This is a genomic window from Mesorhizobium sp. M4B.F.Ca.ET.214.01.1.1 (assembly GCF_004791545.1).
Classification (GTDB): domain Bacteria; phylum Pseudomonadota; class Alphaproteobacteria; order Rhizobiales; family Rhizobiaceae; genus Mesorhizobium; species Mesorhizobium abyssinicae.
Window position 1 is genome coordinate 146,983 of record NZ_SRUX01000009.1, and the last position, 24,885, is coordinate 171,867.

37 protein-coding genes are annotated in these 24,885 nt (G+C 63.7%); 3 read left to right on the forward strand and 34 right to left on the reverse strand.

Features of this window, described 5'->3' with window-relative positions:
* Window positions 1–26 precede the first annotated feature (26 nt).
* The 33 genes from EN857_RS19090 to rpsL form a co-directional block, all read right to left on the reverse strand.
* On the reverse strand, window positions 27–1,337 hold the full coding sequence (locus tag EN857_RS19090) for a replication-associated recombination protein A (RefSeq protein ID WP_127285242.1): 1,311 nt from the start codon (window positions 1,335–1,337) through the stop codon (window positions 27–29).
* Window positions 1,338–1,376: 39 nt separating this feature from the next.
* Window positions 1,377–2,864: a DegQ family serine endoprotease gene (locus tag EN857_RS19095; protein WP_127310037.1), complete on the reverse strand. Its 1,488-nt coding sequence runs from the start codon at window positions 2,862–2,864 to the stop codon at window positions 1,377–1,379.
* A gap of 193 nt (window positions 2,865–3,057) precedes the next feature.
* A complete protein-coding gene (rplQ, locus tag EN857_RS19100) occupies window positions 3,058–3,489 on the reverse strand; it encodes a 50S ribosomal protein L17 (RefSeq protein ID WP_127285244.1) in 432 nt (143 codons plus the stop codon).
* Between the two features lie 104 nt (window positions 3,490–3,593).
* Window positions 3,594–4,604: a DNA-directed RNA polymerase subunit alpha gene (locus EN857_RS19105; RefSeq protein WP_006205443.1), complete on the reverse strand. Its 1,011-nt coding sequence runs from the start codon at window positions 4,602–4,604 to the stop codon at window positions 3,594–3,596.
* A 102-nt stretch (window positions 4,605–4,706) separates the two neighbouring features.
* Complete coding sequence (gene rpsK, locus EN857_RS19110; RefSeq protein WP_006205444.1) at window positions 4,707–5,096, reverse strand: 30S ribosomal protein S11; 390 nt, start codon at window positions 5,094–5,096, stop codon at window positions 4,707–4,709.
* Between the two features lie 158 nt (window positions 5,097–5,254).
* A complete protein-coding gene (gene rpsM, locus EN857_RS19115) occupies window positions 5,255–5,623 on the reverse strand; it encodes a 30S ribosomal protein S13 (RefSeq protein ID WP_006205445.1) in 369 nt (122 codons plus the stop codon).
* 196 nt (window positions 5,624–5,819) lie between these two features.
* A complete protein-coding gene (locus EN857_RS19120; protein ID WP_127285245.1) occupies window positions 5,820–6,419 on the reverse strand; it encodes an adenylate kinase in 600 nt (199 codons plus the stop codon).
* Window positions 6,416–7,756, reverse strand: coding sequence for a preprotein translocase subunit SecY (gene secY / locus EN857_RS19125; protein WP_127285246.1), 1,341 nt, complete (start codon window positions 7,754–7,756; stop codon window positions 6,416–6,418). The genes EN857_RS19120 and secY overlap by 4 nt, the downstream gene beginning before the upstream one ends.
* Before the next feature lie 257 nt (window positions 7,757–8,013).
* Complete coding sequence (gene rplO / locus EN857_RS19130) at window positions 8,014–8,487, reverse strand: 50S ribosomal protein L15 (protein ID WP_127285247.1); 474 nt, start codon at window positions 8,485–8,487, stop codon at window positions 8,014–8,016.
* Between the two features lie 22 nt (window positions 8,488–8,509).
* On the reverse strand, window positions 8,510–8,707 hold the full coding sequence (gene rpmD, locus EN857_RS19135) for a 50S ribosomal protein L30 (protein WP_006205449.1): 198 nt from the start codon (window positions 8,705–8,707) through the stop codon (window positions 8,510–8,512).
* Window positions 8,708–8,732: 25 nt separating this feature from the next.
* Window positions 8,733–9,302, reverse strand: coding sequence for a 30S ribosomal protein S5 (gene rpsE, locus EN857_RS19140; RefSeq protein ID WP_127285248.1), 570 nt, complete (start codon window positions 9,300–9,302; stop codon window positions 8,733–8,735).
* Between the two features lie 135 nt (window positions 9,303–9,437).
* Window positions 9,438–9,800, reverse strand: a complete 363-nt coding sequence (gene rplR, locus EN857_RS19145) for a 50S ribosomal protein L18 (RefSeq protein ID WP_127285249.1) — start codon at window positions 9,798–9,800, stop codon at window positions 9,438–9,440.
* Between the two features lie 87 nt (window positions 9,801–9,887).
* A complete protein-coding gene (gene rplF, locus EN857_RS19150) occupies window positions 9,888–10,421 on the reverse strand; it encodes a 50S ribosomal protein L6 (RefSeq protein WP_127285250.1) in 534 nt (177 codons plus the stop codon).
* 89 nt (window positions 10,422–10,510) lie between these two features.
* Window positions 10,511–10,909, reverse strand: coding sequence for a 30S ribosomal protein S8 (gene rpsH, locus EN857_RS19155; protein ID WP_126054443.1), 399 nt, complete (start codon window positions 10,907–10,909; stop codon window positions 10,511–10,513).
* Window positions 10,910–10,922: 13 nt separating this feature from the next.
* Entirely contained in the window at window positions 10,923–11,228 is a 306-nt protein-coding gene (rpsN, locus tag EN857_RS19160; protein ID WP_127286406.1) for a 30S ribosomal protein S14, read from the reverse strand.
* 26 nt (window positions 11,229–11,254) lie between these two features.
* Window positions 11,255–11,833: a 50S ribosomal protein L5 gene (gene rplE / locus EN857_RS19165; protein ID WP_127286407.1), complete on the reverse strand. Its 579-nt coding sequence runs from the start codon at window positions 11,831–11,833 to the stop codon at window positions 11,255–11,257.
* On the reverse strand, window positions 11,826–12,140 hold the full coding sequence (gene rplX, locus EN857_RS19170; protein WP_127286408.1) for a 50S ribosomal protein L24: 315 nt from the start codon (window positions 12,138–12,140) through the stop codon (window positions 11,826–11,828). Before rplX ends, rplE begins: the two co-directional genes overlap by 8 nt.
* Window positions 12,141–12,152: 12 nt before the next feature.
* Complete coding sequence (rplN, locus tag EN857_RS19175; RefSeq protein ID WP_006205457.1) at window positions 12,153–12,521, reverse strand: 50S ribosomal protein L14; 369 nt, start codon at window positions 12,519–12,521, stop codon at window positions 12,153–12,155.
* A 72-nt stretch (window positions 12,522–12,593) separates the two neighbouring features.
* On the reverse strand, window positions 12,594–12,833 hold the full coding sequence (rpsQ, locus tag EN857_RS19180; RefSeq protein ID WP_010909280.1) for a 30S ribosomal protein S17: 240 nt from the start codon (window positions 12,831–12,833) through the stop codon (window positions 12,594–12,596).
* A gap of 11 nt (window positions 12,834–12,844) precedes the next feature.
* Entirely contained in the window at window positions 12,845–13,045 is a 201-nt protein-coding gene (gene rpmC / locus EN857_RS19185) for a 50S ribosomal protein L29 (RefSeq protein WP_126042433.1), read from the reverse strand.
* A gap of 13 nt (window positions 13,046–13,058) precedes the next feature.
* Window positions 13,059–13,472, reverse strand: a complete 414-nt coding sequence (gene rplP, locus EN857_RS19190; protein ID WP_126054438.1) for a 50S ribosomal protein L16 — start codon at window positions 13,470–13,472, stop codon at window positions 13,059–13,061.
* 27 nt (window positions 13,473–13,499) lie between these two features.
* Window positions 13,500–14,231: a 30S ribosomal protein S3 gene (rpsC, locus tag EN857_RS19195; protein WP_127286409.1), complete on the reverse strand. Its 732-nt coding sequence runs from the start codon at window positions 14,229–14,231 to the stop codon at window positions 13,500–13,502.
* Window positions 14,231–14,620, reverse strand: coding sequence for a 50S ribosomal protein L22 (rplV, locus tag EN857_RS19200; protein WP_006205462.1), 390 nt, complete (start codon window positions 14,618–14,620; stop codon window positions 14,231–14,233). Before rplV ends, rpsC begins: the two co-directional genes overlap by 1 nt.
* Before the next feature lie 2 nt (window positions 14,621–14,622).
* A complete protein-coding gene (gene rpsS / locus EN857_RS19205) occupies window positions 14,623–14,901 on the reverse strand; it encodes a 30S ribosomal protein S19 (RefSeq protein WP_015317982.1) in 279 nt (92 codons plus the stop codon).
* Between the two features lie 16 nt (window positions 14,902–14,917).
* Window positions 14,918–15,751, reverse strand: a complete 834-nt coding sequence (gene rplB / locus EN857_RS19210; protein ID WP_126054436.1) for a 50S ribosomal protein L2 — start codon at window positions 15,749–15,751, stop codon at window positions 14,918–14,920.
* Window positions 15,752–15,773: 22 nt separating this feature from the next.
* Window positions 15,774–16,067 (reverse strand): 50S ribosomal protein L23, encoded by a 294-nt coding sequence (locus EN857_RS19215; RefSeq protein ID WP_126054435.1) that lies wholly within the window; start codon window positions 16,065–16,067, stop codon window positions 15,774–15,776.
* Complete coding sequence (gene rplD / locus EN857_RS19220; protein WP_127286410.1) at window positions 16,064–16,684, reverse strand: 50S ribosomal protein L4; 621 nt, start codon at window positions 16,682–16,684, stop codon at window positions 16,064–16,066. The genes EN857_RS19215 and rplD overlap by 4 nt, the downstream gene beginning before the upstream one ends.
* Window positions 16,684–17,400 (reverse strand): 50S ribosomal protein L3, encoded by a 717-nt coding sequence (gene rplC, locus EN857_RS19225; protein ID WP_127286411.1) that lies wholly within the window; start codon window positions 17,398–17,400, stop codon window positions 16,684–16,686. The genes rplD and rplC overlap by 1 nt, the downstream gene beginning before the upstream one ends.
* Before the next feature lie 61 nt (window positions 17,401–17,461).
* Complete coding sequence (gene rpsJ / locus EN857_RS19230; RefSeq protein WP_006205468.1) at window positions 17,462–17,770, reverse strand: 30S ribosomal protein S10; 309 nt, start codon at window positions 17,768–17,770, stop codon at window positions 17,462–17,464.
* 68 nt (window positions 17,771–17,838) lie between these two features.
* The gene (gene tuf, locus EN857_RS19235) at window positions 17,839–19,014 is read right to left on the reverse strand and encodes an elongation factor Tu (RefSeq protein WP_095805843.1); all 1,176 of its coding nucleotides are present in this window, start codon (window positions 19,012–19,014) and stop codon (window positions 17,839–17,841) included.
* Between the two features lie 65 nt (window positions 19,015–19,079).
* Window positions 19,080–21,170: an elongation factor G gene (fusA, locus tag EN857_RS19240; RefSeq protein ID WP_135858414.1), complete on the reverse strand. Its 2,091-nt coding sequence runs from the start codon at window positions 21,168–21,170 to the stop codon at window positions 19,080–19,082.
* Between the two features lie 29 nt (window positions 21,171–21,199).
* A complete protein-coding gene (gene rpsG / locus EN857_RS19245; RefSeq protein WP_126054431.1) occupies window positions 21,200–21,670 on the reverse strand; it encodes a 30S ribosomal protein S7 in 471 nt (156 codons plus the stop codon).
* Window positions 21,671–21,734: 64 nt separating this feature from the next.
* The gene (gene rpsL / locus EN857_RS19250; protein WP_006202128.1) at window positions 21,735–22,106 is read right to left on the reverse strand and encodes a 30S ribosomal protein S12; all 372 of its coding nucleotides are present in this window, start codon (window positions 22,104–22,106) and stop codon (window positions 21,735–21,737) included.
* A gap of 138 nt (window positions 22,107–22,244) precedes the next feature.
* On the opposite strand from rpsL, the gene EN857_RS19255 reads away from it, so the two are divergent.
* The 3 genes from EN857_RS19255 to EN857_RS19265 all read left to right on the forward strand — a co-directional run bounded on the left by EN857_RS19255 (window position 22,245) and on the right by EN857_RS19265 (window position 23,900).
* A complete protein-coding gene (locus EN857_RS19255; protein ID WP_127284731.1) occupies window positions 22,245–22,583 on the forward strand; it encodes a hypothetical protein in 339 nt (112 codons plus the stop codon).
* The gene (locus EN857_RS19260; RefSeq protein WP_126054430.1) at window positions 22,580–22,861 is read left to right on the forward strand and encodes a transcriptional regulator; all 282 of its coding nucleotides are present in this window, start codon (window positions 22,580–22,582) and stop codon (window positions 22,859–22,861) included. The genes EN857_RS19255 and EN857_RS19260 overlap by 4 nt, the downstream gene beginning before the upstream one ends.
* A 103-nt stretch (window positions 22,862–22,964) precedes the next feature.
* Window positions 22,965–23,900, forward strand: coding sequence for a Gfo/Idh/MocA family oxidoreductase (locus EN857_RS19265; protein WP_127392732.1), 936 nt, complete (start codon window positions 22,965–22,967; stop codon window positions 23,898–23,900).
* Window positions 23,901–24,174: 274 nt separating this feature from the next.
* On the opposite strand, the gene EN857_RS19270 is transcribed toward EN857_RS19265, so the two are convergent.
* A complete protein-coding gene (locus EN857_RS19270; RefSeq protein WP_127310836.1) occupies window positions 24,175–24,840 on the reverse strand; it encodes an O-methyltransferase in 666 nt (221 codons plus the stop codon).
* Between the last annotated feature and the right edge of the window lie 45 nt (window positions 24,841–24,885).

Sequence of the window (24,885 nt, forward strand, 5' to 3'; positions counted from 1 at the left end):
GCAAACGGCCAGCCGCGAGAAGCAGCCTACCTTTCCCGCTCGCCGCGCAGCTTGGCCCAGTATTCCAGCCGCTTCCTGATATCGCGCTCGAAGCCCCGCTCGGGCGGATCGTAGAAGGTGCGCCGGCCCATCTTTTCGGGGAAATAGTCCTGGCCGGAAAAGGCGTCGGGCTCGTCGTGGTCGTAGCGGTAGCCGGCTCCGTAATCCTCTTCCTTCATCAGCTTGGTCGGCGCGTTGAGGATGTGCTTGGGCGGCAGCAGCGAGCCGTGCTCCTTTGCCGCTTGTGTCGCCGCCTTGAAGGCGGTGTAGACGGCGTTGGATTTCGGCGCGGTGGCGAGATAGACGGCGGCCTCGGCGAAGGCGAGCTCGCCCTCGGGCGAACCCAGATAGTCGTAGGCGTCCTTCGCGGCATTGGCGATGACCAGCGCCTGCGGGTCGGCCAGCCCGATATCCTCCACCGCCATGCGCACCAGCCGGCGGCCGAGATAGAGCGGATCCTCGCCAGCGTCGAACATGCGGGCGAGATAGTAGAGGGCCGCGTCCGGATCGGAGCCGCGCACCGATTTGTGCAGCGCCGAGATCAGATTGTAGTGACCGTCCTGACCCTTGTCGTAGATCGGCGCGCGGCGCTGGATGATGCGCTGCAGGCCCTCCGGCCCGAACACCTCGCCCGGCTTGGCGGCGCGCCACACTTCTTCGGCAAGCGTCAGCGAAGCTCGGCCGTCGCCGTCGCTCATGCGGATCAGCATGGCCCGCGCCTCGTCGTCGAGCGGCAGCGCCCTGCCCTCGGTCTCCTCCGCCCGCGCCAGCAGCTTGGCGATGCTGTCCTCGCCGAGCGAACGGAAGACCAACACGCGCGCGCGCGACAAAAGCGCGGCGTTCAGCTCGAAGGACGGGTTTTCCGTGGTGGCGCCGACCAGCACGACGGTGCCGTCTTCCATTACCGGCAGAAAGCCGTCCTGCTGAGCCCGGTTGAAGCGATGGATCTCGTCGACGAATAGCAAGGTCTGGCGGCCGTTGCCGCGGCGCAGCTTCGCTGCCTCGAACACCTTCTTGAGGTCGGCGACTCCGGAAAACACCGCCGATATCTGCTCGAACGCAAGCTTGGTCTCGCCGGCCAGCAGCCGGGCCACCGTGGTCTTGCCGGTGCCTGGCGGGCCCCAGAAGATCATCGAGCCGAGCGAGCCGGAATCGATCAGCCTGGTCAGCGCGCCATCCGGACCGGTCAGATGCTCCTGGCCAACGACCTCGCCGAGGTTTTTCGGGCGCAGCCGGTCGGCCAGCGGCCGGCCGGGCGGCGCCTTTTCCGGTTCATCGACGCTGAACAAATCGGCCATGAACGGTCTTCAAAGCTGGAGGACGATCCCTGGATCGCCTCAATAACGCAACACCTGGCGCAGTATCTGCCCGCCGCGCTCGACGGTAAAGCGCCACCAGCGCGTGTCCTGCTGGGCTACCTGCGCCAGCGTCGCCGCCGTGTCGACAGTCGTGCCGTTCACCTCGCGCACGATGTCGCCCGGCTGGAAGCCGAAATCGGCGGCCGGCGAATCGCGATTGATGTCGACCACGGCGACCCCCTTGAGGTCGGTGCGCAGGCCGAGCCGCTGCGCCAGCCGCGGCGACAGCTCCGCCACCTTGGCGCCGGCGAACGGGCTGCGGCCATGCAGCGTCACCTCGGTGGCCTTGGCGCCTTCCGGCGCGCGCTCCAGCGCGATATCCATCGTCGCCTGCTGGCCCTTGCTGAGCACGGCGAAGCTGGCCTTGGTGCCGATCGACAACGTCGCCATACGATAATCCAGCGCCTCGATGCTTTCGACGGTCGTGCCGTTGAGCGAGAGCACGACATCGCCGGGCTTCAGCCCAGCCTTGCCCGCCGGCCCGGCAGCATCGACCGACGAGACCAGCGCGCCGGTCGGCTTTTCCATGCCGAGCGATTCGGCGATCTGCGGCGTCACCGCCTCGAACTCGGCGCCGACATAGGGCCGCTCGAAGAAATCGAGACCGGCCTTGGCCGCGTCGGCGAACGCCCGCACCATATTGGCGGGGATGGCGAAACCGATGCCGATCGAGCCGCCGCTGCGGCTGTAGATCGCCGTGTTGATGCCGACCAGCTGGCCGCCCATGTTGATCAGCGCGCCACCGGAATTGCCGGGATTGATGGCGGCGTCGGTCTGGATGAAATAGCCCGAATCCGAAACGCCGATATGGCTGCGGGCCAGCGCCGAAACGATGCCGCTGGTGGTGGTCTGGCCGACACCGAACGGATTGCCGATCGCCAGCACCAGATCGCCGACCTCGAGCGCGTCGGAATCGCCGATGGCGATCACCGGGAACGGCTTGTCGGCGGAGATCTTGAGCACGGCGAGATCGAGCGTCTCATCCTTGAGCATGACCTTGCTGGTGAACTCGCGCCCGTCGGCGGTCGCCACCTTCACCTCGTCGGCATCCTTGATGACGTGGTAGTTGGTGACGATGACACCGCTCGGGTCGACCAGCACGCCAGAGCCCAGCGAGGATTGCGCGCGCGGCTGCGCGCGGCCGAAGAATTCCTCGAAGAAGGGATCGCCCTCGAAAGGCGACGTCACCTTGGCGGTCTGCGAGGCATACACGTTGACCACGGCCGGCGCCGTCTGCTTGACCAAAGGCGCGAACGAGAGCTGCACCTCCTCGCGGCCGAACGGCACGCGCTTGTCGGGTCCGGAGGTGGCGTTCTCGCCTTCGACGCCATGGAGAAGATCGGTCAGCACGTCGGACAGGCCGGGATCGGCGGGCTTGGCGGCGTCCTCGGCCAGCGCCTGCCTGGCCGCCGGCGCGAACGCCAGCAAGGCCGAGATCAGAACAAGGGACAGCCGTTTCATGCGCATTCCGAATCCTCCAAATCGGGCGCCATTGTCCCGACGATTGTGCAGAATGAAAGGCTAATGCACCGAAATCCGATAATTGTCGCGCAAAAGCACGGGCGTCGGCCGACGAAATTGTCGGAAACGCCAAGCGCCGATTTCAGAATGTAAAAAGGGGCCCACAGGGCCCCTTTGAACACTTGCGAAAAGCCCAGCCTCAGGCGGCCGCGACTTCCTCTTCGGTACCTTCGGCTTCGATGCGGGCGCGGTCGCCGGCGCCCTTGGCCGAGGTGTCGCGGTCGACGAACTCGATGACCGCCATCGCGGCATTGTCGCCGTGACGGAAGCCCGCCTTCATGATGCGCAGGTAGCCGCCGTTGCGGGAGGCGTAGCGCGGCGCGATCGTCTCGAACAGGCGCTTGACGACGCCCTCATTGCCGATCTGGGCGATCACCTGACGGCGCGCATGCAGATCGCCGCGCTTGCCGAGCGTCACCAGCTTCTCGACGATCGGACGCAGGTCCTTAGCCTTCGGCAGAGTGGTGACGATCTGCTCGTGCTCGAGCAGCGAGACTGCGAGGTTGGCGAACATCGACTTGCGGTGGCTTACACTGCGGGCGAAACGACGGCCTTTGAAACCGTGGCGCATGGCTCTTTTCCTTCTTCAGTTGTTCAAGAGGCCACGGCCTCTGATGGTTTTCCGCATGACCGTCGGATCTGGCGGCTCACGCCGCCGATCCTTGGAATTCATGCTCAATATTGGTCTTCGTAACGCTTTGCGAGGTCTTCGATGTTTTCCGGCGGCCAGTCCGGCACTTCCATGCCGAGGTGCAGGCCCATCGCCGCCAAGACTTCCTTGATCTCGTTCAGCGACTTGCGGCCGAAGTTCGGGGTGCGCAGCATCTCGGCTTCGGTCTTCTGGATCAGGTCGCCGATATAGACGATGTTGTCGTTCTTCAGGCAGTTGGCGGAACGCACCGAGAGCTCCAGCTCGTCGACCTTCTTGAGCAGCGCCGGGTTGAAGGCAAGCTCGGTGACGGCTTCGGCGGCGACTTCCTTCTGCGGCTCGTCGAAGTTGACGAACAGGCCGAGCTGGTCCTGCAGGATGCGAGCGGCAAAAGCCACCGCGTCCTCGCCCGAGATCGAGCCGTCGGTCTCGATGGTCATGGTCAGCTTGTCATAGTCGAGGACCTGGCCCTCGCGGGTGTTCTCGACCTTGTAGGAGACCTTCTTGACCGGCGAGTAGAGGCTGTCGACCGGGATCAGGCCGATCGGCGCGTCCTCGGCGCGGTTGCGCTCGGCCGGCACATAGCCCTTGCCGGTGTCGACGGTGAACTCCATGCGGATCTCGGCGCCCTCGTCCAGCGTGCAGATGACGTGGTCGGGGTTGAGGATCTCGACGTCGCCGACCGTCTGGATGTCGCCGGCCAGCACGGCGCCCGGGCCCTGCTTGCGAACGACCATGCGCTTCGGGCCGTCGCCTTCCATACGGATGGCGATTTCCTTGATGTTGAGCACGATATCGGTCACGTCCTCGCGCACGCCGGCGATGGACGAGAATTCATGCAGGACGCCGTCGATCTGCACCGCGGTGACGGCCGCGCCGCGCAGCGAAGACAGAAGCACGCGCCGCAGCGCGTTGCCCAGCGTGAGGCCGAAGCCGCGCTCGAGCGGCTCGGCGACCAGCGTGGTCAGCGTCTTCTTCTTCGACGAGAACTCGATCTTGTTCGGCTTGATCAGTTCCTGCCAGTTTTTCTGGATCATGATGCTTTCCTTCCGTTGCCCCGCCACCATCCAATCGTGGCGGGCGACCTGGAATGCCGCGGAGGAACGCTTTTTGGCGTTCGCGCGGCGTTCGATAGTTCCTTAGACGCGGCGCTTCTTGCGCGGGCGGCAGCCATTGTGCGGGATCGGCGTCACGTCACGGATCGAGGTGATGGTGAAGCCGGCGGCCTGCAGCGCGCGCAGCGCCGATTCACGACCCGAGCCGGGCCCGCAGACCTCGACCTCGAGCATGCGCATGCCGTGTTCCTGCGCCTTCTTGGCGACGTCCTCGGCGGCCATCTGGGCGGCGAACGGGGTCGACTTGCGCGAACCCTTGAAGCCCTGGGCGCCGGCCGACGACCAGGCGATCGAATTGCCCTGCGCGTCGGTGATGGTGATCATCGTGTTGTTGAAGGTCGAATTGACGTGGGCAACGCCCGACGAGATATTCTTGCGTTCGCGACGGCGAACACGAGCGGCTTCCTTGGCCATGGTAGTCCTTTCAGTTGATCTCTACACCGCCGTAATGCCAGCGGCTCCACCTTGGTAAGGGAGTAGGGGAATAGGGAAGTAAGGGAGTAGGGAAACAAATGATCCGATTTTCGGACTATTCCCTACCGCCTTACTCCCCTACTCCCTTATTCCCCTAATTACTTCTTCTTGCCGGCGATCGACTTCGCCGGGCCCTTGCGGGTGCGCGCATTGGTATGCGTGCGCTGGCCGCGGACCGGCAGCGAGCGGCGGTGACGCAGGCCGCGATAGCAGCCGAGATCCATGAGCCGCTTGATATTCATCGACACTTCGCGGCGCAGGTCGCCTTCGACCTGGTAGTCGCGGTCGATCGTCTCGCGGATCTGCAGCACTTCCGCGTCGGTCAGCTGGTTGACGCGGCGCTCGGCCGGGATGCCGACCTTGTCGACGATCTCCTGGGCGAACTTCTTGCCAATGCCGTGAATGTACTGAAGCGCAATGACGACGCGCTTGTTGGTCGGAATGTTGACGCCGGCTATACGAGCCATCTTCTCTCATCTCCATATGGGCCGGACACGCCGGCGCTTCAAGTTGCCCCGCGTCCGGTGGAGGCCGGCCCTTGCGGGAGTTTCCAGTTCAAAGCGGCTGCCTTGCCCTTGCGGACAAGCAAAGCCTATGCCTGATGGAAGACGGGCCGCCATACCCCAGCGGACCGCTACAGTCAAGCGCAATCGTCTGTTTTCTCTATGCCGCCGCCTGGGTGACGGATTTGAGCACCGTTTCGATCTCGCGCGTCACCGCGTCTATGTCGGCCATGCCGTCGACGCTCTTCAGCCTGCCCTTGGCGTAATAGTAGCCGATCAGCGGCGCGGTCTTCTTGTAGTACTCCCGCAGGCGCTCCTCGAACACAGCCGGATTGTCGTCCTTGCGCACCGGCTGGCCGGCGGCCTTGGCATCCTCGGCGCGCTTGACGATTCGTCCAACCAGCGCCTTGTCGTCGACCACGAGTTCGATGACGGCATCGAGATGGAGGCCACGGTCGGCGAGCATCGATTCAACCGCATCGGCCTGAACCAGCGTGCGCGGGTAACCGTCGAGGATGAAGCCATTTGCGCAGTCGGCCTGATCGATGCGCTCGGCCACGATCGCGTTGACGATGGCGTCCGACACCAGTTCGCCGGCATCCATCACCGCCTTGGCCCGCTTGCCCACTTCCGTGCCGGCCTGTACGGCCGCACGCAGCATGTCGCCGGTCGAGAGCTGCGGTATGCGGTATTTCTCTACCAGTCTTTGCGCTTGCGTCCCCTTGCCCGCCCCCGGCGGTCCAAGCAATATCAGCCTCATCTGGTCCTCTTCCCCCCGCGCAACTTCGACTTCTTGATCAGGCCCTCATACTGGTGCGCGATCAGGTGACCCTGGATCTGCGCCACCGTATCGAGCGTTACACTGACCACGATCAGAAGCGATGTGCCACCAAGGTAGAATGGTACGCCAGTCGCTGAAATCAGGAATTCGGGCAGCAGGCACACCAGCACCAGGTAGATGGCGCCGATGACGGTGATGCGCGTGAGAACATAGTCGATGTAATCGGCGGTGCGCTCGCCCGGGCGGTAGCCCGGAATGAAGCCGGAATGCTTCTTGAGCTGGTCGGCGGTGTCCTTGGGGTTGAAGACGATCGCCGTGTAGAAGAAGGCGAAGAACACGATCATCGCCGCGTAGAACGCCATGTAGAGCGGTTGGCCGTGGCCGAGCGAGGCAAGGATCGTGCTCGCCCAGGCGGGCATGTTGGTCGTCTGCGAGAAGCCGGCGACTGTTGCCGGCAGGAGCAACAGCGACGACGCGAAGATCGGCGGGATGACGCCCGACGTGTTGAGCTTCAGCGGCAGGTGCGAGGTATCGCCCTGGAACATGCGGTTGCCGACCTGGCGCTTCGGGTACTGGATCAGCAGGCGGCGCTGCGCGCGCTCGAAGAACACGATGAGCGCAATGACGACGATGGCCAAAACGATGATCGCCAGGATCAGGCCGGTCGACAGCGCGCCGGTGCGGCCGAGTTCCAGCGTGCCGGAGATGGCGCGCGGCAGGCCGGCGACGATGCCGGAGAAGATGATCAGCGAAATGCCGTTGCCGATGCCGCGCGCGGTGATCTGCTCGCCGAGCCACATCAGGAACATGGTGCCGCCGACCAGCGTCACCACAGTCGAGATGCGGAAGAACATGCCGGGATCGTTGACGATGCCGTTGCCGCCTTCCAGCCCGACGGAGATGCCATAGGCCTGCACCAGCGCCAAAAGCACGGTGCCGTAGCGCGTGTACTGGTTGATGATCTTGCGGCCCTGCTCGCCTTCCTTCTTCAGCGCTTCCAGCGATGGGATGACCGAGGTCATCAGCTGCATGATGATGGAGGCGGAGATGTAGGGCATGATGCCCAGCGCGAAGATCGCCATGCGCTGCACGGCGCCGCCGGCGAACATGTTGAACATGCCGAGCACGCCCTTGCTCTGCGAGGAGAAGGCCTGGGCGAAAGCGTCCGGATTGATGCCGGGCAGCGGGATATAGGTGCCGAGCCGATAGACGAGCAGCGCGCCGATGGTGAACCAGATGCGTTTCTTCAGGTCCTCGGCCTTGGCGAAGGCCGAAAAATTCAGATTCGAGGCTAGTTGTTCAGCAGCCGAAGCCATGCCTGATTCTCCGCTAGAGCATGATGCCGAAAAGTGTGGAGCGGTTTTCGGACAACATCATGCTCTACTTCTTTGATTGCTATGTCACGCTCGATGCCCGCAGCTCAGGCGGCGCGTGTCACCGAAGCTCACGAGATAAGCTCCGGACCGTAAACATGCAAGCGGCCGCGTTGACGCGGCCGCCATATTGATCAGATCAAAGCGCGATCGGGAGCAAAAACGAGGTCCGCTCTTGCCGACCGCGCTTCAAATCGCCGTTACTCGGCGGCGGCCTTTTCCGGCACCTTCACCGAACCGCCGGCCTTCTCGATCTTCTCGATGGCGGCCTTGGAGGCGCCCGCCACGTCGAAGGCAAGCTTCGCCTTGAGCTCGCCGTCCGAGAGCACGCGCACGCCGTCCTTGACGCGGCGGATGACGCCGGCCGCGACCAGCGCTTCGGCCGTCACCGTTGCCTTGGCGTCGAGCTTCTTGGCGTCGACCGCAGCCTGGATGCGGGCCAGCGACACGACCGTGAAGCTCTTGCCGAACAGGTTGTTGAAGCCGCGCTTCGGCAGGCGCCGGTAGAGCGGCATCTGGCCACCCTCGAAGCCGTTGATGGCGACACCGGAGCGCGCCTTCTGGCCCTTGACGCCGCGACCGGCGGTCTTGCCCGAGCCGGAGCCGATACCGCGGCCCAGGCGCTTCTTGGAGTGCGTGGCGCCGTCCTTGTCACGCAGATCGTTGAGTTTCATCTTCGTTCTCCTGCGCTTGTGCTCAGCCCTCGTCCACGACGCGGACGAGATGCTGGACGGCAGCGATCATGCCGCGCACGGAGGGCGTGTCTTCCAGCGTGCGCTGCTTGTGCATCTTGTTGAGGCCGAGGCCGACCAGCGTAGCGCGCTGCTCCTTCGGCCGGCGGATCGGCGAGCCGATCTGCTCGACGGTGATGGTCTTGGTAGCTTTCTTGGCCATGGTCTGGATCCCTGGTCAGCGTCGACTATTCTTCAGCCGCAACGGCATTGCCGCGGCGGGCCTGAAGGGTCGAGTACTTGATGCCGCGCGCTGCAGCCACATCCTTCGGATGCATCTGGCTCTTCAGCGCGTCGAAGGTGGCGCGAACCATGTTGTACGGGTTCGACGAACCCATCGACTTGGCGACCACGTCATGCATGCCGAGCGTCTCGAAGACGGCGCGCATCGGGCCGCCGGCGATGATGCCAGTACCCTGCTTGGCGGCGCGCAGCAGAACGCGTCCGGCGCCCCAGCGGCCCTCGACGTCGTGATGCAGCGTGCGGCCCGAGCGCAGCGGCACGAAGATCATGTCGCGCTTGGCCGACTCGGTCGCCTTGCGGATCGCTTCCGGCACTTCGCGCGCCTTGCCGTGGCCGAAGCCGACGCGGCCCTTCTGGTCGCCGACGACGACGAGAGCGGCGAAGCCGAAACGCCGGCCGCCCTTAACCACCTTGGCGACGCGGTTGATGTGGACGAGCTTGTCCACCATGCCGTCATCGCGCTCTTCGCGATCACGCTCGCGGCCGCGGCCGCCTTCCCTACGTTCCTGTGCCATATCCTGTTCCTTGTTCTTTTCCGGAAGCACGGGTTGCTGAAATGCCGGCGCCACTTTTGGGTCGCCGGCGGTGAAAAATCATTTTCTTCCTTGCATGATCCTATCCGAAAAGTCTGCAACTTTTCGGGACCAAGCTTAGAAGCTCAGGCCACCTTCGCGGGCAGCGTCGGCCAGCGCCTTGACGCGGCCGTGATAGATGTACGGGCCGCGATCGAAGACGACTTCCTTGACGCCGGCCTTCGAAGCGCGCTCGGCGATCAGCTTGCCGACCGCGGCAGCGGCAGCGGTGTCGGCGCCCGTCTTGAGCGAACCCTTGAGGTCCTTCTCCAGCGTCGAGGCGGCGGCCAGGGTGCGGCCCTGGGCATCGTCGATGACCTGGACGTAGATGTTCTTCGAGGTGCGGTGGACCGACAGCCGCGGACGCTCGCCGGCGACCTTCTTGAGCTGACGGCGCACGCGCTGCGCACGGCGTTGGGTGGTTTCTTTCGGGCTAGCCATAATGTCAGTTCCTTGCCTTCAGTAGCCGGGGGCAACCCTGTGCGGTAGGCCAAGCCTCCCGCGGCCGCTCCCCGCGGCGTTGCAGTCTTACTTCTTCTTGCCTTCCTTGCGGACAATCTTCTCGCCGGCGTAGCGCACGCCCTTGCCCTTGTAGGGCTCGGGGCCGCGATACTCGCGGATCTCGGCGGCAACCTGGCCGACCTGCTGCTTGTCGATGCCGGTGACCGTGATTTCCGTCGGCTTCGGCACCGTGATCGTGATGCCCTGCGGGGTCTCGTAGATCACGTCATGGCTGAAGCCGAGCGCCAGCTGCAGGTTCTTGCCCTGCATGGCGGCGCGATAGCCGACGCCGGTGATCTCGAGCCGCTTCTCGAAGCCGTCCTTGACACCCTGAAGGATGTTGACGATCTGCGTGCGCGACATGCCCCACTTGGCGCGGGCGGTCTTGGTCTGGTCGCGCGGCTGAACGGCGATCTCGGTGCCTTCCAGCTTGACCAGCACTTCGTCATTGACCACGAACTTCAGCTCGCCCTTGGGGCCCTTCGCCGTCACGGTCTGGCCGTTGACGGTCGCGGTCACGCCCTGCGGCAGCGAAACGGGTTTCTTTCCAATACGAGACATTTTGTTGTCCTCGTCACTTCTCTTGGTTCAGGTTCCAGTTTTCGAGCGTTCCCGAAAACCGGATACCGCTTTCGATCTCACGCGCCGGATCAGAAGATCTGGCAGAGGATTTCACCGCCGACATTCTGCTCGCGCGCTTCGTGGTCGGCCATCACGCCCTTCGGCGTCGAAAGGATGGCGATGCCGAGGCCGTTGGCGACCTGCGGGATCGACTTGGCCGAGACATAGACGCGGCGGCCCGGCTTCGAGACGCGGGCGATTTCGCGCACGACCGGCGCGCCGTCGAAATACTTCAGCTCGATTTCGATTTCGGACTTGCCGTTCTCGAAGTCGGTCTGGCTGTAGTCGCGGATATAGCCTTCAGCCTTCAGCACGTCGAGGACGCGGGTGCGCAGACGCGAGGCCGGAGTCGAGACGCTCGACTTCTTGCGGCCATAGGCGTTGCGGATGCGGGTCAGCATATCGCCGAGAGGATCGCTCAATGACATCTCAATGTCCTCCTTACCAGCTCGACTTGACCAGGCCCGGGATCTGGCCGTTGTTGCCAAGATCGCGAAGCGCGATACGCGAAACCTTGAGCTTGCGATAGTAGGCGCGCGGACGCCCCGTGACTTCGCAGCGGTTGCGGATGCGGATCTTGGCCGAGTTGCGCGGCAGTGCCGACAGCTTCAACTGGGCGCGGAAACGCTCTTCCATCGGCTTGGACTGATCCATGACGATGGCCTTCAGCGCGTTACGCTTGGCGGCATACTGGTCCGCAAGCTTCCGGCGCCTGTTGTTCTTCTCGACTGAGCTGGTCTTTGCCATTTCAGATTTTTCCTTTTTCGCTGCCGTTACTGGCGGAAGGGGAAGTTGAAAGCCTTGAGCAGAGCCCTGGCTTCGTCGTCCGTCTTCGCCGTCGTACAAACGATGACGTCCATGCCCCAGACCTGATCAACCTTGTCGTAGTTGATCTCCGGGAACACGATGTGTTCCTTGATGCCCATGGCGTAGTTGCCACGGCCGTCAAAGCTCTTCGGGTTCAGCCCGCGGAAGTCGCGGACGCGCGGCAGCGCGATGTTCACGAGGCGGTCGAGGAACTCGTACATGCGTTCCTTGCGCAGCGTGACCTTGGCGCCGATCGGCATGTTCTCGCGCACCTTGAAGCCGGCGATCGAGTTGCGGGCGCGGGTGACGACGGCCTTCTGGCCGGCGATCAGCGCCAGGTCTTCGGCGGCGACCGAAGGCTTCTTCGAATCGCCGGTCGCCTCGCCAACGCCCATGTTCAGCACGATCTTGTCGAGGCGCGGAACCTGCATGTCGTTGTCGTAGCCGAACTGCTCCTGCAGCGCCTTGCGGATGGTCTCGTTGTAGACCTTCTTGAGGCGCGGCTCGTTCTTGGCAGTCGCCTGCTTGGTTTCAGCCTTAGCCATTGATGACTTCTCCCGAGCGCTTGGCGACGCGCACTTTCTTGCCGTCCTTCTGGAAGATGAAACCGACGCGGGTCGGCTTGCCATCCTTGGGGTCGGCCAGCGCGATGTTCGACAGGTTGATCGGCGCTTCCTTGGTGATGATCCCGCCCTCTTGGGACTGGGACTGCTTCTGGTGACGACGGATCATGTTGACGCCACGCACCAGCGCGGTGTCGTCCTTCGGCTGCACCGAGAGGACTTCGCCCGAACGGCCCTTGTCCTTGCCGGCCAGCACGACGACCTTGTCGCCTTTTCTAATCTTCTGCATTGGTCCGGCTCCTTACAGCACTTCTGGCGCGAGCGAGATGATCTTCATGTGGTTCTTGGCGCGGAGTTCGCGCGGAACCGGTCCGAAGATACGCGTGCCGATCGGCTCTTTCTTGTTGTCGACGAGAACGGCCGCGTTCTTGTCGAAACGGATCACGCTGCCGTCCGGGCGACGGATGTCCTTGGCCGTGCGAACCACGACCGCCTTCATCACATCGCCCTTCTTCACGCGGCCGCGCGGAATGGCTTCCTTGATCGACACCACGATGATGTCGCCGACGGAAGCGTATTTCCGCTTCGAGCCGCCCAGCACCTTGATGCACATGACACGACGGGCGCCGGAATTATCCGCGACGTCGAGGTTTGTTTGCATCTGAATCATGACTGGCCGCCTTCTTCTTTTCTAACGGGACGGGCTCGAAGCCCCTCCCCGGTCTGTCCAAAATTCGTTTGTTTACGCCTGGTCCGAAGACACGACGATCCAGCGCTTATCCTTCGAAATCGGCTTCGATTCCTGGATGAACACCTGGTCGCCGACCTTGTGGGCGTTGTTCTCGTCGTGCGCCTTGTACTTCTTGGTCATGCGCACGGTCTTCTTCATCACGGGATGCGTGAAGCGCCGTTCGACCTTGACGACAACCGTCTTCTCGTTCTTGTCGCTGACGACGGTGCCCTGCAGAATGCGCTTTGGCATGGTTTTCGTCCTTAAGCCTTCTTGGCCGCGGACTTTTCCGCGGCGATGGTCTTGATGCGCGCGATGTCCCTGCGGACCTGCTTCACGCGTGCGGTCTTCTCGAGCTGACCGGTGGCCTTCTGGAAGCGCAGGTTGAACTGCTCCTTCTTCAGGCTGGCCAGGTCGTCGGTCAGCTGGTCCTGGGTCTTGGTCCGGATGTCTTCGGCTTTCATGATCGGCCCGTCCTTATTCTGCGATGCGCTGTACGAAGCGCGTCCTGACCGAGAGCTTGGCAGCGCCGAGACGCAGCGCCTCGCGCGCCGTCTCTTCGCTGACGCCGTCGATCTCGAACATGATGCGGCCAGGCTTGACGCGCGCCGCCCAATAGTCGACGGCGCCCTTGCCCTTACCCATGCGCACTTCGGTCGGCTTCGAGGTGACCGGCAGATCCGGGAACACCCGGATCCAGACGCGGCCGGCGCGCTTCATCTCGCGGGTGATCGCGCGGCGGGCCGCCTCGATCTCGCGCGCGGTGACGCGGTTCGGCTCAAGCGCCTTCAGCCCGAAACCGCCGAAATCCAGGTTGGTGCCGCCCTTGGCGGTACCGTGGATACGGCCCTTGAACTGCTTGCGGAACTTTGTGCGCTTTGGCTGCAGCATCGTTCTAACTCCAAATTCTCAAATGTCTCAGGCGTTTTCGCGACGGCGGCCGCGTTCGCGCTCGCCACCGGCGGCACCGCCATGCGCATGATCGCCCTCGGTCGCGCGGCGTTCCGAAGCCATCGGGTCGTGCTCGAGGATCTCGCCCTTGAACACCCAGACCTTGACGCCGCAGATACCGTAGGCGGTGTTCGCCTCGGCCGTGCCGTAGTCGACATCGGCGCGCAGCGTATGCAGCGGCACGCGGCCTTCGCGGTACCATTCCATGCGGGCGATTTCGGCGCCGCCCAGACGGCCCGAGCAGTTGATGCGGATGCCCTCGGCGCCGAGACGCATCGCCGACTGCACGGCGCGCTTCATGGCGCGGCGGAACGCGATGCGGCGCTCGAGCTGCTGCGCGATCGACTGCGCGACCAGCGTGGCGTCGATCTCCGGCTTGCGCACCTCGACTATGTTGAGGTGCGTCTCGGACTTCGTCATCTCCATCAGCTTCTTGCGAAGCTTCTCGATGTCGGCGCCCTTCTTGCCGATGATCAGGCCCGGACGCGCCGCATGGATGGTGACGCGGCACTTCTTGTGCGGACGCTCGATCACGACCTTGGAGATCGCGGCCTGCTTGAGTTCCTTCTCAAGATACTTGCGGATCTTGATATCCTCATGCAGCAGCTGGCCGTACTCGCCGGTGTTCGCGAACCAGCGCGAATCCCAGGTGCGGTTGATGCCGAGACGCAGCCCGATCGGATTGACTTTCTGGCCCATTATGCGGCCTCCCCTTTTTCCTCGACTTCACGAACGACGATCGTGAGGTGCGAGAACGGCTTTTCGATACGGCTGGCGCGACCACGGCCACGAGCGTGGAACCGCTTCATGACGATCGACTTGCCGACATAGGCTTCCGCCACGATCAGCGCGTCGACGTCGAGGTCGTGGTTGTTTTCCGCGTTGGCGATCGCCGATTCCAGCGTCTTCTTGACCGTGCCGGAAATCCGCTTGGCCGAGAATTCGAGGTCGGAAAGCGCTGTCGCGACCTTCTTGCCGCGGATCAGCGCGGCAACCAGGTTCAGCTTCTGCGGGCTGATACGGATCGTGCGCAGAACGGCGCGCGCTTCGTTGTCAGCAAGCCTGCGCGGAGCTTTGGCCTTGCCCATGATTATTTCCTCTTCGCCTTCTTATCCGCGCCATGACCGTAATAGGTCCGGGTCGGAGCGAATTCACCGAACTTGTGACCGACCATGTCCTCGTTCACGGAGACGGGAACATGCTTCTGGCCGTTGTAGACACCGAAGGTGAGGCCGACGAACTGCGGCAGGATGGTGGAGCGGCGGCTCCACATCTTGATCACCTCATTGCGACCGCCTTCACGAACCTTGTCCACCTTCTTGAGAAGGTAGCCGTCGATGAAGGGGCCTTTCCAAATCGAACGAGTCACTTGGCGTTACCTCTTCTTAGCTCTTGCGCTGATGGCGCGAGCGCACGATGAACTTGTCGGTCGCCTTGTTGGACCGCGTCTTCTTGCCCTTGGTCGGCTTGCCCCAGGGCGAAACCGGATGACGGCCACCCGAGGTGCGGCCTTCGCCGCCGCCGTGCGGGTGATCGACCGGGTTCATGGCCACGCCGCGATTGTGCGGGCGCTTGCCGCGCCACACCGTGCGGCCGGCCTTGCCGTCGTTGATGTTGCCGTGGTCGGGGTTCGACACCGCGCCGACGGTCGCCATGCAGGAGCCGTGCACGACGCGCTGCTCGCCCGAGTTGAGGCGCAGGATCGCCATGCCCTGGTCGCGGCCGACGAGCTGGGCGTAACCGCCAGCCGAACGGGCGACCTGGCCGCCCTTGCCCGGCTTCAGCTCGATGTTGTGGACGATCGTGCCGACCGGCATCGAGGCCAGCGGCATCGCATTGCCCGGCTTCACGTCGACGGCTTCGCCTGCCACGATCTTGTCGCCGGCAGCAAGGCGCTGCGGGGCGATGATGTAGGACAGCTCGCCATCGTCATACTTGATCAGCGCGATGAAGGCGGTGCGGTTCGGATCGTACTCGATCCGCTCGACCGTGCCGACGACGTCGAACTTGCGCCGCTTGAAGTCGATGATGCGGTACGAACGCTTGTGACCCCCGCCGATGAAGCGGGCCGTGATGCGGCCGTAGTTATTTCGGCCGCCCGACTTGGTCAGGCCTTCGGTCAGGCCCTTGACGGGCTTGCCCTTGTAGAGCCCCGAGCGGTCGACGATGACCAGCTGGCGGGTGCTCGGCGTTACCGGGTTGAATTTCTTGAGTGCCATTGTCCTGTCCTCGCGGCCTAGCTCAGAGACCCGTCGCGACGTCGATCGACTGGCCGTCGGCCAGCGTCACAACCGCCTTCTTGACGTCGCCCTGGCGGCCGATCGTGCCGCGGAAGCGCTTGATCTTGCCCTTGCGGACAAGCGTGTTCACGGCCGTAACCTTGACACCGAAGAGGGCTTCGACGGCGGCCTTGATTTCCGGCTTCGACGCCTTCTTGGCGACGTTGAAGACGACCTGGTTCTGCTCGGAAGCCATGGTCGACTTTTCGGTGATCGCCGGCGAGACGATCACGTCGTAGTGACGAAGGTCGGTCATTTGAAGCGCTCCTCGAGAGCCTCGACGGCGGCCTTGGAAAGGACCAGCGTGCCGCGGCGCAGAATGTCGTAGACGTTGATGCCCTGGATGGGCAGCACGTCGATGTTCGGAATGTTGGTCGCCGCCAGCTTGAAGTTCTGGTCGAGCTCGGCGCCGCCGATCAGCAAGGCGTTGGTCAGGCCGAGCGTCTCGAAATTCGCCACCAGCGCCTTGGTCTTGGCCTCGGTCAGCTTCAGCTCGTCGACGATGATGATCGACGCGCTCTTGGCCTTGGCCGAGAGAGCATGCTTGAGGCCGAGCGCGCGTACCTTCTTCGGCAGGTCGTGCTCGTGGCTGCGCACGACCGGGCCGTGCGCCTTGCCGCCGCCGCGGAACTGCGGAGCGCGAGCTGAATGGTGACGGGCGCGGCCCGTACCCTTCTGCTTGTACATCTTGGCGCCGGTGCGCGCGATCTCGGCGCGGCCCTTGGCCTTGTGCGTGCCCTGCTGCTTCTTGGCCAGCTGCCAGCGCACGACGCGCTGCAGGATGTCCTCGCGCGGATCAAGGCCGAAAATCTCCTCGGAGAGTTTCACCTTGCCGGCGTCCTTGCCGCCCAGCGTTGTGATCTTGAGGTCCATTATTCCGCTCCCTCGGTGGCCGGGGCTTCATTCTTGGCGGCGCCAGCGCGGATCGCGGCAGGCTTCGGCGCATTGGCCGGCAGCGCGACTTTGGCCGCGTCGCGAACCAGGATCCAGGCGCCCTTGACGCCGGGAACGGCGCCGCGGATCAGGATCAGGCCGCGGTCGGCGTCGGTCGAGACGACCTCGACGTTCTGCGTGGTGACGCGGGCGTCGCCCATGTGGCCGGCCATCTTCTTGCCCTTGAACACCTTGCCGGGGTCCTGGCGCTGGCCGGTCGAGCCGTGCGTGCGGTGCGACACCGAGTTACCGTGCGTGGCGCGGCCGCCACCCATGTTGTGCCGCTTGATCACGCCCTGGAAACCCTTACCGGTCGAGGTGCCCGTCACATCGACCTTCTGGCCGGCGACGAAGTGCTCGACGGTGATCTCGGCGCCGACGTCGATCATGTTGTCGGCGGAGACGCGGAATTCGGCGAGCTTCGCCTTCGGCTCGACGGACGCGGCGGCGAAATGGCCGCGCATCGCCTTCGACGTGTTCTTCACCTTGGCAAGGCCAACGCCGAGCTGGACGGCCGTATAGCCGTTCTTCTCCTGCGTGCGCTGCGCCACGACCTGGCAGTTCTCCATCTGGAGAACGGTGACGGGAACATGTTCCCCGGCATCGTTATAGATGCGGGTCATTCCCACCTTCTTTGCAATCACACCTGAACGCATCGGTTCAATTCCTTTAGAGTTCCGGGCCAGGGGCATCGCCCCTTACCGCGCTCTCATTCCCTTAGAGCTTGATCTCGACGTCCACACCGGCCGCGAGGTCGAGCTTCATCAAAGCATCGACCGTCTGCGGGGTCGGATCGACGATGTCGAGCAGACGCTTGTGCGTGCGCATCTCGAACTGCTCGCGGCTCTTCTTGTCGACGTGCGGCGACCGGTTGACCGTGAACTTTTCGATCCGCGTCGGCAGCGGAATGGGGCCGCGGACGTTGGCGCCGGTGCGCTTGGCCGTCGACACGATCTCCCGGGTCGAGGCGTCGAGCACCCGGTGGTCAAACGCCTTAAGGCGGATGCGGATATTCTGTCCGTTCATGCGTCACTTCCTTGTTCTGGCGCGGCGCGGGCAACTTCCGCGCCCGCGACAGATCGGTTTAAGTCCAATTATTCTTTGATGGTGACGACGATGCCGGCACCGACGGTGCGGCCGCCTTCACGGATGGCGAAGCGCAGCTTCTCTTCCATGGCGATCGGCACGATCAGCTCGACGTCGACTGTGATGTTGTCGCCAGGCATCACCATCTCGGTGCCGGCCGGCAGCGTCACGATGCCGGTCACGTCGGTGGTGCGGAAGTAGAACTGCGGACGGTAGTTGGTGAAGAACGGCGTGTGACGGCCGCCCTCGTCCTTGGTCAGGATGTAGGCTTCGGCCACGAACTTCTTGTGCGGCTTCACCGAACCCGGCTTGGCCAGAACCTGGCCGCGCTCGACGCCTTCACGGTCGACGCCGCGCAGCAGCGCGCCGATGTTGTCGCCGGCCTGGCCCTGGTCGAGCAGCTTGCGGAACATCTCGACGCCCGTGCAGGTCGTCTTGGTCGTCGGACGGATGCCGACGATCTCGAGTTCCTCGCCGACCTTGACCACGCCGCGCTCGACGCGGCCGGTCACAACCGTGCCGCGGCCCGAGATCGAGAACACGTCCTCGATCGGCATCAGGAACGGCTTGTCCAGCGGACGCACCGGCGTCGGGATGTAGGCGTCGACCTGCGCCATCAGTTCGCGGATCGCGTCCTCGCCGATGGTCTTGTTGGAATCTTCCAGCGCGGCAAGCGCCGAGCCCTTGACGATCGGAATGTCGTCGCCGGGGAACTCGTTCTTGGTCAAGAGCTCGCGAACCTCGAGCTCGACCAGCTCGAGCAGCTCGGCGTCGTCGACCTGGTCGACCTTGTTCAGGAACACCACGATCGAGGGCACGCCGACCTGGCGGGCGAGCAGGATGTGCTCGCGCGTCTGCGGCATCGGGCCGTCGGCGGCCGAAACGACCAGGATCGCGCCGTCCATCTGCGCGGCACCGGTGATCATGTTCTTCACATAGTCGGCGTGGCCGGGGCAGTCAACGTGGGCATAGTGGCGGTTGGCCGTCTCGTATTCGACGTGCGCCGTCGAAATCGTGATGCCGCGCGCCTTCTCTTCCGGCGCCGCGTCGATCTGGTCATAGCGCTTGTATTCGCCAAAATACTTCGTGATCGCCGCCGTCAGCGACGTCTTGCCATGATCGACGTGGCCGATCGTGCCAATGTTCACATGCGGCTTGGTGCGCTCGAATTTACCTTTTGCCATGTGATGTCTCCGTTCCTGCTTGCCCGTGCGGGGCTTGAATTAAGGTGTCGTGCAACCCGCTCGAGTTACGCGTATTTCTTTTGAACTTCCTGGGCGACCGCGGTCGGCACCGGCTCGTAGTGGTCGAACTGCATCGTGTACTGGGCGCGGCCCTGCGACATCGAACGCAGATTGTCGACGTACTTGAACATGTTGGCCAGCGGCACCATCGCGTTGACGACGACGGCGACACCGCGGGTCTCCTGACCCTGGATCTGGCCACGACGGCCGTTGAGATCGCCGATGACGTTGCCGACGTAGTCTTCCGGCGTCACCACCTCGACCTTCATGATCGGCTCGAGCAGCTGCACGCCGAGCTTCGGCGCCGCTTCACGGAAACAGGCGCGGCCAGCGATTTCGAAGGCCAGCACCGAGGAGTCGACGTCGTGGAAGGCGCCGTCGATGAGCGTCGCCTTGACGCCGATCATCGGGAAGCCGGCGAACGGACCGGAAGACAACACGCTGTTGATGCCCTTCTCGACGCCGGGGACGTATTCCTTCGGCACCGCGCCGCCGACGATCTTCGACTCGAACTTGAAGTCGCCGCCTTCGGCATCCGGCTCGAACAGGATCTTGACGCGGGCGAACTGACCGGTACCGCCGGTCTGCTTCTTGTGCGTGTAGTCCTGCTCGTGCGTGCGGGTGATCGTCTCGCGATAGGCCACCTGCGGCGCGCCGATATTGGCCTCGACCTTGAACTCGCGACGCATGCGGTCGACGATGATGTCGAGGTGCAATTCGCCCATGCCAGCGATGATGGTCTGGCCGCTTTCCTCGTCGGTCTTGACGCGGAAGGACGGATCCTCGGCAGCCAGGCGATGCAGCGCGAGGCCCATCTTCTCCTGGTCGTTCTTGGTCTTCGGCTCGATGGCGATCTGGATGACCGGATCAGGGAATTCCATGCGCTCGAGGATGACCGGGTGCAGCGGATCGCAGAGCGTGTCGCCGGTGGTGGTGTCCTTAAGGCCAGCCAGAGCGACGATGTCGCCGGCAAAGGCCTCTTCGATGTCGGCGCGCGAATTCGCATGCATCTGCAGCATGCGGCCGATGCGCTCCTTCTTGCCCTTGACGGTGTTGTCGAGCGAGACGCCCTTGGCCAGCTTGCCCGAATAGATGCGGGCGAAGGTGAGCGAGCCGACGAACGGGTCGTTCATGATCTTGAAGGCCAGCATCGACAGCGGCTCGCTGTCGTCCGCGTGACGCTCGATCTCGGCGTCGGTCTTGGCATCGACGCCCTTGATGGCCGGAACGTCGGCCGGCGACGGCAGGTATTCGACGACGGCGTCGAGCAGCGGCTGCACGCCCTTGTTCTTGAAGGCCGAGCCGCAGAACATCGGGAAGAACTTGACCGCGATGGTGCCTTTGCGGATCAGCGCGCGGATCTCGTCATTCGACGGCATCTTGCCTTCGAGATAATTCTCGAGCGCGGTCTCGTCCATTTCGACGGCGGCCTCGATCATCTTCTCGCGATACTGCTCGGCCTTCTCCTTGAGGTCGGCCGGGATCTCGACGACGTCCCAGGCCGCGCCCAGCGTCTCGTCGCGCCAGACCAGCGCATTCATCTCGACGAGGTCGACGACGCCCTTGAACTCGGTCTCGGCGCCGATCGGCAGCTGCATGACGACGGCCTGCGCGCCGAGGCGCGAGCCGATCATTTCTTTCGAGCGGTAGAAGTCGGCGCCGATCTTGTCCATCTTGTTGCAGAAGATCATGCGCGGCACGTGGTACTTGTCGGCCTGGCGCCAGACGGTCTCCGTCTGCGGCTCGACACCGGCATTGGCGTCGAGCAGCGCGATGGCGCCGTCGAGCACGCGCAGCGAACGCTCGACCTCGATGGTGAAGTCGACGTGTCCGGGAGTGTCGATGATGTTGAAGCGGTGCATCTTGCCGTCACGACCCTTCCAGAAGGTCGTGGTCGCGGCCGACGTGATGGTGATGCCGCGTTCCTGCTCCTGCTCCATCCAGTCCATGGTGGCAGCGCCGTCATGGACTTCGCCGATCTTGTGCGACTTACCCGTGTAGTACAGGACGCGCTCGGTCGTCGTCGTCTTGCCGGCATCGATATGCGCCATGATACCGAAATTGCGGTAGTCTTCGATTTTGTATTCGCGGGCCATGGGAGGTGCCTCTCAGTCTCGTTCGCGCTTTACCAGCGGTAGTGCGCGAAGGCGCGGTTGGCTTCCGCCATCTTGTGGGTGTCTTCACGCTTCTTGACGGCCGTGCCGCGGTTGTTGGCCGCGTCCATCAGCTCGCCCGAGAGGCGGTCGATCATGGTGGTCTCGTTGCGGTTGCGCGCCGCGGTGATCAGCCAGCGGATGGCCAGCGCCTGGCGGCGCTCGGGGCGCACGTCGACCGGAACCTGGTAGGTGGCGCCGCCGACACGGCGCGAACGCACTTCCACATGCGGCGCGACATTGTCGAGCGCCTGATGGAAGACTGTGACCGGCTCCTGCTTGGTCTTGGCCTGGACCTGGTCCAGCGCGCCGTAGACGATGGTCTCGGCAACCGACTTCTTGCCGTCATACATGACGGCGTTCATGAACTTGGTGACGATCAGGTCGCCGAACTTCGGGTCCGGATTGATCTCACGCTTTTCTGCACTGTGACGACGGGACATGGCTTTTGTCTCTCAATCTCTCATAGCCCGGCGCAGTCAAAAAAAGCGCCGAAGCCGGAAAACCTTACTTCGGACGCTTTGCACCGTATTTCGAACGGCGCTGCTTGCGGTTCTTGACGCCCTGGGTATCGAGCACGCCGCGGATGATGTGGTAGCGCACGCCCGGAAGGTCCTTGACGCGGCCGCCGCGGATCATGACCACGGAGTGTTCCTGCAGGTTGTGGCCTTCGCCCGGGATGTAGCCGATCACCTCGAAACCATTGGTCAGGCGGATCTTGGCCACCTTGCGCAGCGCCGAGTTCGGCTTCTTCGGCGTCGTGGTGTAGACGCGCGTGCAGACGCCCCGCTTCTGCGGGTTCTGCTGCATGGCCGGGACCTTGTTGCGCTTCACCGGCGCCAGGCGCGGCTTGCGGATCAGCTGGTTGACGGTAGGCATTAAACCCTCTTGTCTCTCAATTCCGTGTCTTGCCCGGTCAGGGCCGCTCAAAGCGTCGTTTCCATACGCAAATTCGGGCAACACACCGCGCCTCGCGGTCTTGCCCGAACAAATAGCAGAGGAAGCGGAAACCGCTTCATGCGCGCCGGAAATGTCTTTTCGCTCGTAAAACGAACCCTGTTTGAGGCAAACTCCAAGGCGTGTCGCCTCGAAAAGGAAAGCCTCACATCGGTTCTGACTGGGCGGCTTCTACTCGCAACCCTTCGAACCGTCAACCCCGCGCTGGCAAATATTGCGCGCGAACCGGGGCTTGGCAGCCATGCGAAAAACGCATGTAATTTTCTTGCGTCTTTTTGCAAGCGCGAAGAAGAAAGTGACCGGCTTTTGGCTGTCGCCAGCCCATGCTTCATGCCAAAAGGCGGCATGAGCAGCAGAAACGCCCTCGCCCGCCCTTTGCCGAGAGGAATCAGCCCGTGAACGACAATGAGGAACGCCCGGTCACCATCATCACCGGCCGTGTCTGGAAGAAGAAAGGCGGCAAGCCGGAAGGCGTCCATGTGATGCTTGTGGCGCCCGACGACGATTCGGCGGTGCGCAAGGCGCTCGATTCGCTCGCCGCGGAAGGCTATGCCGAGGCCGAGCTCGATCAGATCGGCGACATGGACGGCGCGCCCGACGACGAGCCGCATCTGTCGGCCTACCAGGGCGCGCTCGAAGGCGAAGTGTCGATCATCACGTTCGACGAGCCGATCTGAATCAGCGTTGAGCTTGGAGGGGCCCACGACTCGCAGGCGTCGGCTTGCCCCGCATCGCTTCCCTGCGTAGAAACACCCACCTTTCCAAATCCTCGGAGTTCCCATGCCCTCGAACAAAGGTCCCATCAAGCTCGGCATCGTCGGCGTCGGGAAGATCGTCCGCGACCAGCATCTTCCGGCTCTGGCGAAGGACAGCGACTACCAGCTCGTCGCCGCCGCCAGCCGGCACGGCAAGGTCGACGGCATCCCGAACTTTCCGACAATCGAGGCAATGCTCGACGCCGTGCCGGACCTCGAGGCCGTTTCGCTCTGCATGCCGCCGCAGTTCCGCTATGACGCCGCGCGCGCAGCGCTCGAAGCCGGCAAGCATGTCTTCCTGGAAAAGCCGCCGGGCGCCACCGTCAGCGAGGTCGAGGACCTGAAGCGAATTGCCGGCAAGCATGGCGTTTCTCTCTTCGCCAGCTGGCACTCACGCTATGCGCCGGCGGTCGAGGCCGGGCGCGCATTCCTGGCCTCGGCCAGGATCAGTTCCGCCGCCATCATCTGGAAGGAAGATGTGCGCCGCTGGCACCCGAACCAGGAATGGATCTGGGCGCCGGGAGGCTTCGGCGTCTTCGATCCGGGTATCAATGCGCTGTCAATCGCCACACACATCCTGCCGGCGATGTTCATCACCTCGGCGGCTCTCGATTTTCCGGAGAATCGCGCCTCCCCCGTTGCCGCGCATGTCGCCTTCCGCACCTCGAACGGAGTGCCGGTGACGATGGAGCTCGACTGGCTGCAGACCGGCCCGCAAAGCTGGGACATCGTGGCCGAGACGGACAAGGGCAAGATGGTGCTTTCGGGCGGGGGCGCGAAGCTCGCCATCGATGGCAAAGTCGTCCATGACGAGCCGGAAGCAGAATATCCGATGCTCTACAGGCGCTTCGCCGAGATCGTGCGCGCCGGCGTCTCCGACGTCGACCTGGCGCCCCTGCAACATGTCGCCGACGCTTTCATGCTCGGGAAGCGCAACGTCGTCGAGGCGTTCTTGGACTGATTTGTGCATGCGATTGGCTCGCGGACCTGGCTGGAATGCACGCTCCTCCGTCTCGGCTACGCCGAGCCACCTCTCCCCCGATCGACGGGGGAGAGGAAGGGCGCGAGCCTATTGCCGCCGACGCTCGTCCAACGCGCCTTCCTTTCCCTCCGGAGGGGGAAAGGTGGCGCTGCGAAGCAGCGACGGATTGGGGGAAGCCGGTCGTCAAATGAACAGCCGATGACAAAGTGAGCACGACCAAGTTGGTCTGATCATCATCATTCACGGTGTAATGTCACTCGACGATCGCTATCGCAAAGCCGTCATAGCCCTTGGCGCCGACGGTCTGGATGGCCGTGCCGTCGAGCCGCTTGTCGCCGCCGATGAACGAGAACGCCGCGCGTGCGCCTTCGACATTGGCGTCGCCGCCATCTTCGTCCACTACCGCTCCGTCACGAATGACGTTGTCGCAGACGATGACCGTTCCAGGCCGTGACAGCTTCATGGCCCAGTCGAGATAATTCGGATTGTTCGGCTTGTCAGCGTCGATGAAGACCAGATCGAACAGACCCGCGTTTTCGCCACTCAGCACGGCGAGCGATTGAAGCGCCGGACCGATGCGCAGATCGATCCGGTCTGACACCCCTGCCCGCTCGAAATTCGAGCGTGCGACCCTGGCATGGTGCGCATCGAGCTCCAGCGTCACGACCTTTCCATCGGCGGGCAGTCCCCGCGCCATCCAGATGGTCGAGTAGCCGCCAAGGGTTCCGATTTCCAGCACCCTTCTCGCGCCGCGGATGCGCACCAGCAGCGACAGCAGCTTGCCTTGCGCGGCCGAGACGTCGATCGCCGGCAGGCCCTGATCGCGATTGGCCGCGAGCACTGCGTCAAGCACGGGATCCGCCGCGAACAGCGAGGAAACGATGTAGTCGTCGACGGCCGTCCAGGTCTTCTTGCTCATGATGGTTCCTCGTGGCTCTGAAAACGCGAAAGGGGCCACGCGGGC